The following is a 12,864-nucleotide window of genomic DNA, read 5'->3' as shown; positions in this document are numbered from 1 at the left end:
TAATGTACAACGACTTTTTAAAACCCGTTTCTGAAGAATTACAAGATTTTGCTAAATCTTGTAATTCTTTTGCGTTAGGACAAGCTATAAAATTTCGCGAAGATGTTATCGAAAGCGATGAAAAATCGAACGATAAAATTGCGATTATTGGTGTGACAGAATCTCGTTCGAAACAAAAAGATTTGATCGAAGATGTAGATTTTAGCCTTGTTCGTACACAATTGTACGAATTGCAAATGGGAAATTGGTCGATAGATTTGTACGATTTTGGCGATGTTGTTTATTATGATGATAAAGCCGAAACCGAAAAAGTTTTTAGAGAAGTTACCAACGGATTAATTCGTGATGGATATGTTGTTGTTATTTTGGGTGGAAACCCAAGTTTAGGTTATCAACAATATCGTGCTTATGACGAAATTGTTGATAAAGTTTATTACTTAACAATCGATCATAAATTACGATTAGGAAAAGATGAAGCACAAACAACAGAAAATAATTATTTAACAAAAATTATTTCGAATGAGCCTTTCAATTTATTGGATTATACGAATATCGGTTTTCAAACGTATTTTGTTGCTCAAGAAAAATTAGATTTGTTAGATCAGTTAAATTTTGATGCTGTTCGTTTGGGTGTGATTTCTGAAAATGTAAAAGAAATAGAACCTTATTCGAGAGATGCAAATGCGGCTTTGCTTAATTTATCGAGTTTACAAGGTTCGGATTTCTCTTCTTCAAAAAATATGACGCCAAATGGATTTACTTCACGCGAAATTTGTGCGTTAACAAGATATTTAGGTTTCAGCAATAAATTGACTTCACTTTACGTTTGTGATTATATCGAAAATTATAAAAAATTAGATCATCTATTAATTTCGCAGATGATTTGGTATTTTATTGATGGAAAAAATCACCGTCCAGAGATAAAAAGTTTTGAGGATACACAATATTTTGAGAAAATTTTTGTTCCTACAGAAGGATACAATTATATTTTTTACCGAAATATATTAACCAATCAATTGTGGATAGAAGTTGATAACACTGTTGATGGAGAGCGAAAATTTGAAATTATTCCGTGTTCAGAAAAAGATTATGAGCAAGCCTTGAATGGAGAAATACCGAATAGGTGGTGGAAATATTTCAAAAAATTTTATTAAAAAATAAAGAACAATTTTAAAAATCAATTAATAAATTGCCTTAATTTGTAGCCTTATTAATTGAGAACTAAAAGTATAAAACCTGTATAAAAATAAATCTATAACAGAATGAATAGAATTTTGGTAAGTGCATTGTTGCTATCTCTTTCTTTATCATCATGTAAAATGTTGAAGAACAGAGGGAGTAGTGATAGAAATGATGGACAAATAGTTTCGAAAACATCTTCGGCTTGGACGCCAGTTCGTCCAAAAGGAATGGTTCCGATTCCGAGTGGATCGTTTGTTTTAGGACAAACCGATTACGATTTTACAAAAACAAATGATGCTCCAGTAAAAACGGTTACTGTTACAGGTTTCTTTATGGATGATACAGAGATTACAAACTCTGAGTATCAGTATTTTGTAAATTATGTAAAAGATTCTATCGCTCGTACTGCTTTGGCAAACAAGGCAGAAACTTTAGGTTTTGACCCTATGAATCCAAATAATGGAGCAGGAGGTATTGGTGATTATGCATATATTTCTGGTTCACAAGATGGACAAGGGACGCCATATGATGAATATATTAAAAACAGTAATACAGGTCGTGATGGTCAATCTTTAGATGGTAAGAAATTAAATTGGAAACAGCGTTTGGAGTGGGATAAATACAAATATCCAGATGTAGATTATGCTGAGGTTATGGAAGGATTATATTATCCTCCAGAAGAGCGTATGAATGGAGAAAGACGTATTGATACGCGTAAATTAAACTATTCTTATGTGACAGTTGATCAAACTGCTGCAGCAAAAAAACGTGGTACTTTCCGTGTAGATTTTCGTAAAGAATTTAGTTTAAACATTTATCCTGATACAACAGTTTGGGTAAGAGATTTCAACTATTCGTACAATGATCCAATGCACCAAGACTATTTTTGGCATAAAGCTTATGCAAATTATCCTGTTGTAGGTGTTAACTGGAATCAAGCAACAGCTTTTTGTGATTTCCGCACAAGATATCATAACACAGCATTGAATAATAAAAAGAAAAGAGGAAGTCAAGTAAAAGTTATTAGTTACCGTTTACCAACAGAAATTGAGTGGGAATACGCAGCGAAAGGTGGTTTAGAAAATGCACCTTATCCTTGGGGAGGTCCTTATTTAACAGATGATAGAGGTTGTTATCTAGCGAACTTCAAACCAAAACGTGGAGATTATTTAGAAATCAACGATGGCAAGAAAACTGGTTACATGTATACGGCTCCTATAAAAACATTCCGTGCGAATGGATATGGTCTTTATGACATGGCTGGTAACGTAGCTGAATGGACAAGTTCTCCGTATAACAGATCATCTTATACAATGTCTTCATCACTTAATCCGTCAATTACAATGTCTGGAGAAGTAAATAGAAGTGTAAGAGGAGGATCTTGGAAAGATGTTGGATATTTATTAATGACTTCAGCAAGAGATTGGGAACACAAAGATTCTGCAAGAAGTTTCATCGGATTCCGTACAGTTCAATCTTTCCCAGAAGGATCAAAAGTAAATTTTAGAAAAACCAAATAACCTAATTAATAAAACAATTTAATAAAAAGCACTCTTATGGCAGTACAAGCTTCAAAACAAGAACGTCTTACAAATTTTTTGTATAATTTCTTTGCCGCAGTAGTAATTATCGGGGCATTATGTAAAATTACGCACACGAATTTAGGACCAATATCAGCCAATTTAATCTTAACAATCGGATTAGTAGCTGAAGCATTCGTCTTCTTTTATTCAGCATTTTTCGATAAACCTCAAGGAAGCTATGAATGGGAAAAAGCTTATCCAGAATTATTAAATGGAGAACCAGTACAAAGAAAAACTGCTGCTGTTGCAACTGCAGGAAATAATTTAACTGCTGAGTTAGACAAAGTATTAGCAGATGCAAAATTAGATAAAGAAGTTTTCGAAAGATTACGTGGTTCTTTAGATAAATTTGGTTCAGCTGTTAACGAATTAAACACAACAACATCAGCTGTCGCTTCAACAGAACAATATAGCAACGAAATTGCAAAAGCATCAACTAACATCAGCCAATTAAATGCTGTATATGCTGAGCAAATTGTAAATAGCCAAAAACAAGTAGAATTAAATAAACAATTTATCGAAGAAATGCAAAAATCTTCAGGTAGTTCAGAGCAATTCTTGAAAGAAATGCAAGAGCTTTCTGCTAACATTAATGCATTAAACAAAGTATACGGAGGTATGCTTTCTGCAATGAAAAACAACTAATACATTGCTCCGATAAATTAAACTAATTATTCATTAATTCTATAAATTATTATGGCAGGAGGTGGTAGACTAACCGGACGTCAGAAGATGATTAACCTGATGTATCTCGTGTTCATTGCAATGATGGCTTTGAACGTGGATCGTGAGGTGTTGAGATCTTTCGAAACGATAAATACTTCTTTAGAGTCAACAACGACTTTAACGAAAACAAATAACGATACCTTCTATGGTCAAATTGATCTAAAAGCGAAGGATGATCCAACTTATGCAAAAACTCAAGCTGAGGCTGCAGAAGTTAAAAAGCAAACAAATGATTTTGTTGCTTATATCGATGGATTGAAAAAAGAATTAGCTGGTGCTGATTTTATTTCTGGATCAGAAGATACAGATTACAATGCATTGTCTAATACAGAGCCTGTTGTATCTTTATTCTTTAAAGGAAAAGGAGGTGACAAAGGAAATGAGAAAGCACAAGAGTTTACAAACAAAATTGATGGTTTCAGAAATTTCTTAATGACTTTTGCAAAACAAAGTCCTGATGCTAAAAATGCGGAAGCTCGTATCAACGAATTTTTTGGAACAACTCCAAAATCGAAGAAACAAAGTTGGATGCAAGAAAAATTCTATGATCAACCAATGGTTGCTTCTTTAACGAATTTATCGAAAATGCAAATGGATGCTCGTACAGAAGAAGGTAACTTAGTGAGAGCATTATTATCTGGTAAATTAGAAGAAAAAATCGAATTGGATGCTTTCCAAGGTTTATTCTTATCTCCAGGTGTTGTTAAAGTCGGAGATGAAGCTGTTCTTAATGTAGTTTTAGGAGCTTACGATAATTCAATCAAAGGTTCTGTTTCTACAAGTGTTGGTTCTGCTACTGTTGTTGATGGTAAAGCATCTATTAAGCTGAATACATCTGCAGTTGGTATGCATCAATTAACAGGTAACATTACATACGTATCGAATGGAAAAACGAAAACGGTAGCCATAGCACCTTCAACTTATCAAGTTGTTGCACAAACATTAGATAAAAAAGCTGCTGAGATTATTGAAAAAGATCCAACAGGAGGTTCTATTGTTGCAGATAATTTACGTGTAGTTTATCGTGGAGTATCTAATCCAATTTCAGCAACAATTAACGGTGCAAACGGACCTGTTAGTTTAAGTGCTTCTTCTGGAAGTCCTTCTGGAGCGGGAGCTAACAAATGGAATTATACGCCTGGAGGAGGAAACGAAGTGGTGTTTACGGCATCTGCAAGAGCAAGTTCTGGTAAAACATTATCAGTTCGTGAAACATTCCGTATCAAACCAGTTCCACCAGCACGTGGTGTTATTTTAGGAAATACAAGTCCAGCTATTCCAGATAATGGAATTGCAGCGCAAACAATTCGTGTAGATTGGCCAGATTTCTTATTCCCAATTTCAGGTGAAGTAACATCTTTCAATGTTAAAGTTCCTGGTCAGGCAACGGCTCGTGTTTCTGGAAATAAAATGTCAGGAGCAGCTGGAGTTATTTCGAAAGCGAAAAAAGGTGATATTATTGGTGTTTTCGATATTAAATATCGTACAAATTCAGGAGCAACTGGAGAAGCATCATCTATCGCAATTCAAGTACAATAATTTAAAAAGTAAAAATTTAAAATATGAAGTATCTTTTGTTTGGTTTAATGAGTTTTTTCTCAACTCTTACAATGGCGCAAAATGTTCTTAACGCTGTTTCGCCAGAACAGTTAAGAAAAGACCGCGAAAATAAAACAAGAGTTGATGAAGCTGGAGATACAGTAAGTACGGCTCAAGATCCTATGAAATATGGTTTTATCGAAGATAAAGATGTTTTATGGTCGAAAGTTGTATGGGAAGTAATTGATTTGAATGAGCGTCTAAATCAACCTTATTATAGATCTGGTGATGAGTTAGTGCAAAATTCTAAATCATTATACGATGTATTGGTTGACGGAGTTCGTAGCAAAAAGATTAGAGAAGTTTACGATGATGAGTACTTTCAAACTAAAATGAGTTATGAGCAAATTATGGCTCGTAATGAGAAGAAAGATACACAGCAGTATTACTACGATATGAAAGCTGCTGGAGAAACTCCTGACGAAGCTGCTATTTTTAATTATAAAATTAAATCTGACGATATCAAAATGGTAAAAACGAAAGGTCTTTGGTATATCGACCGTCGTTTAGGAGAATTAAAATATCGTTTGTTAGGTTTAGCAATTATGGGGCCTGATGCGCAATCGTTAGGAACAGAATTTGCTGACGGAGCTTACGTAGATTTATTTTGGATTTGGTATCCTGATGCTCGTAATGTTTTGGTGAATGCAACAGTATTTAATCCAAGTAATTCAAATTCGGCAATTACATACGATGAGATGTTAAATGCACGCAGATTTAGTTCTGTTATTTATAAAGCTCAAACAATGTATGGAACGAAAATGATTGATGATTACATTCCAAATGATGCGAAAGGTCAATTAGAAGAACATCATAAAATTAGAAATTCTATTATTCAGTCAGAAGCTGATATGTGGAATTACTAATCAGAATACAATAAAAAAACTCCAATCATTTGATTGGAGTTTTTTTTATTTAAATTAGGTCGATTAAAAACATAATGATGAAAAGTATTATTTTACTACAACACTATTTGTTTCAATTAATAGTTTTGGACAAGCAAAAACTCTTTCTAATTCTATTAAAAAATCAACAACTAAATTAGACAAAAGCTCAGATAGAAAAACTTTAAAAGAGTTTGTAGAGAGTATTTACATTAATTCATTAAATACTTTTGAAGGAGAGAAACTATTGATAAACACTGATGAGCTTAGTGTACAAGTAAAAAGAAACTCAGGTAAATTTGAATCGATGAAATTGAAAGATTTGAATGATATTTCTGTAGGTCAATTAAAATCTTTTGAGTATAAAAAAGATAAAACAATCGAAGCTCTTTACGGAAGAAGAGGCGAATTATTTGGAATGGTTATGATAGAATTAAAATAGAAAAAATCCAGTCATCGACTGGATTTTATTGTTTATGTATTTATAAGAATTTAACTTTCTAAAATCTAAAATCTAAAATCTAAAATCTAAAATCTAAAATCTAAAATCTAAAATCTAATTCGCATCTCCTTTTTCAATTCCTTCCTCTATTTTTTCTTCAACTTCTGCCTTTTCTTCATGGTCCAATTTCATTTCTCCCGAATCATCATCACTACGTAAAACAACTTGAATACTGATAGGAAAATGATCTGAGCCAATATTTGGTTCTCGTATCATATCAATTAATCGAAATTGAGAACTCAAAAAATAATGATCCAAAGGCCAACGTAAGAACCAATGATGCGCATGAAAAGTATTGAACATTCCACGACCACGACGAGGATCTAAAAGTTGCGAAGTTTTCAAAAATAAACGTGTTGTTCTGCTCCACGCAACATCATTCAAATCTCCAAAAACAATGCACGCTTTTCTATATTCTTTCGCTTGTTTTCCTATAATCAAAATCTCAGCATCGCGTTCAGCACTTTCTTCATTTTCTTGCGGAACTGGCGGAGTTGGATGTAAACCATACAAACGCACAATTTGATTATTATATTCGATATCAGCAATAATTGAAGGGATTTCTGTGCTGATTAAATAATTAATTTTTTGGTATTTTATAGGTAATTTAGAGTAAAACAATAATCCATAAGTATTTTCTAACGGAACTTCTATTTTGTACTCAAAATCGTTTGTAGCTTCTTTTATTTGTTCCATCCATTCGTTGTTCGTTTCTAATAAAAAAACGATATAAGGATTTCTTTTCTTAATTAATTCAACCAAATTTTGATATTTCGTATTGTCTTGCAAAACATTATAAACAAGTAAATCAAGCGGTTTTTCATTTGGTTTTAAGGATACTTGTTCAATCATTTTTTTACCAAATGGAGAATAAGGAATAATGACCCAAAGCAAATAAATCGCAGTAAAAATTAAACAAATAAATAAACTTATTGTAATTGAAGTTTTAGGCACAACAATGAATAAAATACAAGTAGCAATTACCAAAACAAATTTCTGAAATCGTGGATAATCAAAAACTCTAACCGTCCAATGTGTATGTTTGATGAAAGGAATAATGACTGAAAGGATAATGAGGCAAGAAATTATGGTATAGAATATTTGCATAAAATGGTTGATTTTAAGAATAAAGATAAGTAAAACCGAAACATTATTTACCTTTGTAAGCAAATTTTAGAAATTGAAAAAAGTAGAATATATCATCGTTGGTCAAGGTGTTGCAGGGAGTTGTATGGCGATGAAATTGTTGAAGGAAAAGAAATCTTTTGTGGTGATTGATAATCATTTTCACAAAGCATCGGCGATTGCTGCTGGAATTTTTAATCCTGTAGTGCTAAAACGATTTTCAATTGTTTGGAATGCAACAAAACAAATCGAAAGATTGCGCGAAGTTTTTGGTGATTTTGAACAATTATTAAACAAAAAATATATCTACAATTTTCCTGTTTATAGAATTTTTAATGACGAACAAGAGAAAAAAACGTGGCTGAAAAAAGCGATAACTCATCCAGATTTGATTGATTATTTAGCAACAGATACAGAACAATTGAATGATTTTTCTTCAATCAATTCTCCGATTGGTTCCGGCGAAGTTTTGCATACTGGTCGTGTTGATTTGACAAATCTTTTGGCTGATTTTAAAGATTATTTAGTCGAAAATGATTTGTTCCTTGATGAGACTTTTGATTTCGAAGAATTAAAATTAGATGATAATCAAACGAGCTATAAAAATATAGAAGCAACTAAAATAATTTTTGCTGAAGGTTATAATATTTTGAGCAATCCATATTTCAAAAATTTACCTGTAATTGGTGTAAAAGGCGAAGTTTTAAAGATAAAAACTGAAGCCAATTTACCCGAAGCTGTGGTAAAAGGAAAAGAATTTTTGATGCCTTTAGAAAATAATCAATATTTTGTAGGCGCAACTTACGATCGCGATTATGTGAATTATAAAAATACTGAGGATGCAAAACAATATTTGGTTGAAGGTGTTCAGAATTTTTTTAAAGATGATTTTGAAGTTGTGGAACAACATGCGTCAATTCGTCCAACTGTTGTCGATCGTCGTCCGATTATTGGAGCGCATCCAACGTATCAACAATTGATTTGTTTGAATGGAATGGGAACGCGCGGAACAATGTTGGCCCCTGTGATGGTGGATGATTTGTACGATTTTTTAGAAAATAATCAACCTATTGATAAAGAAGCGAATATTGCACGTTTCTATGATCGATTTTAAACCTATTTTGAATGAAAAATTTTGACATAAAAATATTTGCAATTCAACTTGTAGCAAGCGTTTTGTTATTTTTAGGAATTCAACAATTTTACGTTTTGGTTGAATTAGATTTGATTGAATTAATTCATTCAATGGGAAAAGATAATTTTGCCTTTTTGGTTAGAAAAAGTGACGAATTCGGAATCAGCGAAAAACTGAAACATTTAGCTACAATGAAAACAATTTTGAGTTTTGTAGGTATTGTTTTGGCATATATTTTATGTTCAGTTATCAACCATAAACGCAATTACGATTGGAAAATGTCTGTAATTATAGTAGTGTTGTGTTTTTTAGTTTTTCAATTCAGATTAATCAATCTTCCAATTAATTTTATTGCAACCAAAAATCTCGCATTGGCTTATTTTGTGCCAGCAACTTTTTCGATTTTAATCAGTTTTGTATTGTATTTTTTGAGTTATCGTTTAAAACCTTAAAAAAAATCAATGCAAAATTCTACAATTAGCATTAATATTTTTAGCTTCTTTTATAAAAGTTAAAGCTAATTGTTCATCGTTAACATCAATTGTTATTGAATGTCCATCTAATAATTTGTCAACATTACTTTTAGCAACTTTTAATGATATTTTTAGTAAGTCAATTTGTAGATGTGTTAAAGTGACTTTTTGAAATCCTTCATTCCAGCCATCAAATATTATCTTCATAAGTGATTTTAAATATTGTTAAAAATAGAAATGAATACTTGTTTTAAGTTCTAATGCTTTATGAAATATATTAATAATATTTTCGCATTCAGGATATGTTTTCTTCAATTGATTATAAGTGTTTTCAATTAAAACTAAATTATTAATTTTTTCGTCTTCATAATCGTCAATTATTGAATTACAAGTTTGATTAATTAAATCAAAAACACCTTTCTTCCATAAAATATTAAATTCTGATTCATTTAACCTAATTTCGATTAATTCGTTTGGAGAAGCTGTATCATAATCTAATTTTAATTCAGCTTCTTTATTAATAGGAACAATAATAATTTTACTCATAATCATTAATTGAAAGGTGATTGTTATTTTTAAAACACTTTCACAATATACTACTTATAGTTTTGAGATAAGTTTTCATCTAACAAAAAACATTGTATTTTTGCAAAATGTTATTAGTACAAAATTTAGGAGTTTATTTTGCGGGTAGATATTTATTCGAAAACGTTTCGTTCCGCATCAACAAAGGAAACCGTGTTGGTTTGGTAGGGAAAAATGGAGCAGGAAAATCTACTTTGCTTAAAATTTTAGCCAAAAGTCAGCAATCTTCAGAAGGTGAAGTTGTTTACGAAGGCGACGTTACAATCGGATATTTATCGCAAGATATTGATTTTGTACAAGGAAGAACGGTTTGGCAAGAAGCGGATTCTGCTTTTGAGCAATTGGTTGAAATTCAAGAACGTATTGATTTTGTAAACAAAGAATTAGCTGAAAGAACAGATTACGAATCGGACGAATATGGAAAATTAATTGAAGATATTTCTCATTTAACAGAACGTTTCGGACTTTTAGGTGGTTACACAAAAGATGCTGAAATCGAACAAATTTTAATTGGTTTAGGATTCAAAAATTCAGATTTTCATCGCCCAACAGAAGAATTTTCTGGAGGTTGGAGAATGCGAATTGAATTGGCAAAACTATTGTTGCAAAAACATGATGTAATGCTTTTAGATGAGCCTACCAACCATTTGGATATCGATTCGATTGTTTGGTTAGAAGATTTCTTGAAAGATTATCCTGGAGCTGTTGTGTTGGTTTCGCACGACCGTCAATTTTTGGATAACGTAACTAATCGTACAATCGAAATTGCAAATCGCCACATTTCTGATTTTAAAGCGAATTATACGCGTTATTTAGAATTGCGTGAAGATCGTCGCGAAAAATTAGAGCAAGCACAGAAGAATCAAGAGCAAATGATTAAGCACACGGAAGATTTGATTTCCAAATTCCGTGCAAAAGCGAACAAAGCTTCGATGGCGCAATCATTAATCAAAAAATTAGATAAAATAGAACGCATCGAAATTGAAAATGATGATGTGACGAAGATGAATATCCGTTTTGTGGACGCTGTTCAGCCAGGTAAAATTATTTTCGAATTAGATGATGTTGGAGTTGCTTTTGGCGATCATCAAGTTTTTGATCATGTTTCGTTTTATGTAAATCGTGGAGAGAAAGTAGCGTTTGTTGGTCAAAATGGTCAAGGAAAAACGACTTTATCACGTGCGATTATCAACGAACAAGAGCATTCAGGTAAAATAAAACATGGACATAATGTAGAAATCGGATATTTTGCTCAAAATCAAGCACATGTTTTGAATGATAAATTAACGGTTTTAGAAGAAGCGGAAAATTCTGCAACAGAAGAAACTCGTAAACATGTTCGCGATTATTTAGGTGCATTTATGTTTGGTGGTGATGCTGTTGAGAAAAAAGTTTCGGTTCTTTCGGGAGGTGAGCGAAATCGTTTGGCGTTGTGTAAATTATTGTTACGTCCATTCAATGTATTAATCATGGATGAGCCAACGAACCACTTGGATATTGTATCAAAAGAATTGTTGAAAAAAGCTTTACAAAAATATTCTGGAACTTTGATTTTAGTATCTCATGACCGTGAATTTTTAGAAGGTTTAGTAGATAAAGTGTTCGATTTCCGTAATGGTCAAGTGAAAGAATATCTTTCTGGAATTGATGATTATTTGGCGCAAATAAAAGCGGGAAGTTTCCGTGAAGTGGAGAAAGGAAATAGTTTGGCTGCACGAAAAGAAGAGAAACCGATTGAGGTTAAAATAGAACAAGCGAAAAGAGTTTTATCTTTTGAGGAAGAGAAAGAGCAAAAACGTCTTAAAAATAGATTGTCAAGAATAGAAACGGAGATTTCTGATTTAGAGACGAAGATTGCCGATTTAGAAAATAAGTTGCATGCAGGTTCGCAAACGCAACAAGAATTAGATAAATACTCGAATCTGAAAAATGATTTAGACAAAAAAATGTTAGAGTGGGAGGAGGTTTCTGAACAAATTATCTAATGATAGAAATAGAAAAAAAAGTGCTACAAACTGTAGCACTTTTTTTGTACATTATATTTTTAGAATAAAACAAAATGCATAAACAATCATTTGCTGCAATTATATCAGAACTACCAAAAACATTAATTCTTGGCTCTTTACCTGGTGATTTATCGTTAGAAGTCAATCAATATTATGGACATCCGCGTAATCGATTTTGGAAAATGATGTTTGAGATTTTTGAGACAGAATTTTCAGAAGATTATGAAATAAGAAAACAACTTATTTTACAGAATAAGTTTGCGCTTTGGGATGTTGCACATTCTGCTGAACGAAAAGGAAGCATGGATGTGGATATGAAAAATGTTTTGCCAAATCAGATTGATGAATTGTTGAATGAATATCCTACAATTGATAAAATAATTTTCAATGGAAAGAAAGCAGAGCAATTATTTTGGAAATATTTTGATAAAAAAACATCCATAGAGTATATTTCTTTGCCAAGTACAAGTCCAGCAAATGCTCAATTTTCTTACGAACGATTGCTTGAAATCTGGAAAAATGCAATTATTTAAGATGAATTTTCTATGTTCAAAATAATTTAATCGAAGAAAAGTAAAATTATTTTAGTGCTTAAAAATATTATGATGAGAAACTTAGCTTTTGATGTAAAATAATTATGAAAAAAATGTTTCCTAAAAGTTTTGTAATTCAAAAAGCTGTTCTATATTTGCACTCACAATCGCGGGAATAGCTCAATTGGTAGAGCGTCAGCCTTCCAAGCTGAATGTTGCGAGTTCGAGTCTCGTTTCCCGCTCAACTTCTTTCTTAGAAGTGGATGCCTTGGTGGTGGAATTGGTAGACACGCAGGACTTAAAATCCTGTGTCCATTAGGACGTGCGGGTTCAAGTCCCGCCTGAGGTACAACAAAGCTCAAGAATTTATTTTCTTGGGCTTTTTTTGTTTTATATTTATAGTTAAATTTAAAATTTTTAATATGAATAAAAGTATTTTAATCTTATTAGTACTTATTTTTAATTTTGGATGTACATCAAATAATCATAAGAATTATTTTGAATTTGATAATATAGAATATTATAGATTAA

The 12,864-nt window shown here is 31.9% G+C and carries 13 protein-coding genes and 2 tRNA genes; 12 read left to right on the top strand and 3 right to left on the bottom strand.

Features of this window, described 5'->3' with window-relative positions:
- The first annotated feature begins 2 nt into the window (after positions 1–2).
- The 6 genes from N5E64_RS01695 to N5E64_RS01670 all read left to right on the top strand — a co-directional run bounded on the left by N5E64_RS01695 (position 3) and on the right by N5E64_RS01670 (position 6,416).
- A complete protein-coding gene (locus N5E64_RS01695; RefSeq protein WP_125349620.1) occupies positions 3–1,154 on the top strand; it encodes an arginase family protein in 1,152 nt (383 codons plus the stop codon).
- A 108-nt stretch (positions 1,155–1,262) separates the two neighbouring features.
- The gene (gene gldK / locus N5E64_RS01690) at positions 1,263–2,702 is read left to right on the top strand and encodes a gliding motility lipoprotein GldK (RefSeq protein WP_185144160.1); all 1,440 of its coding nucleotides are present in this window, start codon (positions 1,263–1,265) and stop codon (positions 2,700–2,702) included.
- Positions 2,703–2,738: 36 nt separating this feature from the next.
- Entirely contained in the window at positions 2,739–3,410 is a 672-nt protein-coding gene (gene gldL / locus N5E64_RS01685) for a gliding motility protein GldL (RefSeq protein ID WP_125349619.1), read from the top strand.
- Positions 3,411–3,461: 51 nt separating this feature from the next.
- Entirely contained in the window at positions 3,462–5,030 is a 1,569-nt protein-coding gene (locus tag N5E64_RS01680) for a GldM family protein (protein WP_219034384.1), read from the top strand.
- Between the two features lie 23 nt (positions 5,031–5,053).
- On the top strand, positions 5,054–5,956 hold the full coding sequence (gene gldN, locus N5E64_RS01675; RefSeq protein WP_257468103.1) for a gliding motility protein GldN: 903 nt from the start codon (positions 5,054–5,056) through the stop codon (positions 5,954–5,956).
- Between the two features lie 265 nt (positions 5,957–6,221).
- Positions 6,222–6,416, top strand: coding sequence for a hypothetical protein (locus tag N5E64_RS01670; protein WP_280035420.1), 195 nt, complete (start codon positions 6,222–6,224; stop codon positions 6,414–6,416).
- A gap of 114 nt (positions 6,417–6,530) precedes the next feature.
- On the opposite strand, the gene N5E64_RS01665 is transcribed toward N5E64_RS01670, so the two are convergent.
- A complete protein-coding gene (locus N5E64_RS01665; RefSeq protein WP_280035419.1) occupies positions 6,531–7,583 on the bottom strand; it encodes an endonuclease/exonuclease/phosphatase family protein in 1,053 nt (350 codons plus the stop codon).
- A 73-nt stretch (positions 7,584–7,656) separates the two neighbouring features.
- On the opposite strand from N5E64_RS01665, the gene N5E64_RS01660 reads away from it, so the two are divergent.
- Together N5E64_RS01660 and N5E64_RS01655 are read left to right on the top strand one after the other, a co-directional pair.
- Positions 7,657–8,715 (top strand): FAD-dependent oxidoreductase, encoded by a 1,059-nt coding sequence (locus tag N5E64_RS01660; protein ID WP_280035417.1) that lies wholly within the window; start codon positions 7,657–7,659, stop codon positions 8,713–8,715.
- Between the two features lie 11 nt (positions 8,716–8,726).
- On the top strand, positions 8,727–9,188 hold the full coding sequence (locus tag N5E64_RS01655) for a hypothetical protein (protein WP_125349616.1): 462 nt from the start codon (positions 8,727–8,729) through the stop codon (positions 9,186–9,188).
- Positions 9,189–9,194: 6 nt separating this feature from the next.
- Here the strand turns inward: N5E64_RS01655 and N5E64_RS01650 are convergent, their stop codons facing one another.
- Together N5E64_RS01650 and N5E64_RS01645 are read right to left on the bottom strand one after the other, a co-directional pair.
- Positions 9,195–9,416 (bottom strand): hypothetical protein, encoded by a 222-nt coding sequence (locus N5E64_RS01650; RefSeq protein ID WP_115001689.1) that lies wholly within the window; start codon positions 9,414–9,416, stop codon positions 9,195–9,197.
- A gap of 18 nt (positions 9,417–9,434) precedes the next feature.
- Positions 9,435–9,755: a hypothetical protein gene (locus N5E64_RS01645; RefSeq protein ID WP_115002126.1), complete on the bottom strand. Its 321-nt coding sequence runs from the start codon at positions 9,753–9,755 to the stop codon at positions 9,435–9,437.
- Positions 9,756–9,862: 107 nt separating this feature from the next.
- Between N5E64_RS01645 and N5E64_RS01640 the strand changes: the two genes are divergently transcribed.
- The 4 genes from N5E64_RS01640 (at position 9,863) to N5E64_RS01625 (ending at position 12,682) form a co-directional block, all read left to right on the top strand.
- Positions 9,863–11,779 (top strand): ABC-F family ATP-binding cassette domain-containing protein, encoded by a 1,917-nt coding sequence (locus N5E64_RS01640; RefSeq protein WP_180905128.1) that lies wholly within the window; start codon positions 9,863–9,865, stop codon positions 11,777–11,779.
- 74 nt (positions 11,780–11,853) lie between these two features.
- Entirely contained in the window at positions 11,854–12,333 is a 480-nt protein-coding gene (locus tag N5E64_RS01635) for a DNA-deoxyinosine glycosylase (RefSeq protein ID WP_280035414.1), read from the top strand.
- Between the two features lie 169 nt (positions 12,334–12,502).
- Positions 12,503–12,575 (top strand) — tRNA-Gly (locus N5E64_RS01630).
- A 23-nt stretch (positions 12,576–12,598) separates the two neighbouring features.
- A tRNA-Leu gene (locus tag N5E64_RS01625) sits at positions 12,599–12,682 on the top strand.
- The last annotated feature ends 182 nt before the right edge of the window (positions 12,683–12,864 follow it).

Origin of the sequence: Empedobacter sp. GD03739 (assembly GCF_029843245.1) — a bacterium.
Taxonomy (GTDB): Bacteria; Bacteroidota; Bacteroidia; order Flavobacteriales; family Weeksellaceae; genus Empedobacter; species Empedobacter falsenii_B.
Note: the sequence above shows the minus strand (reverse complement) of the source record. Positions and strands in the feature narration are given on the sequence as shown.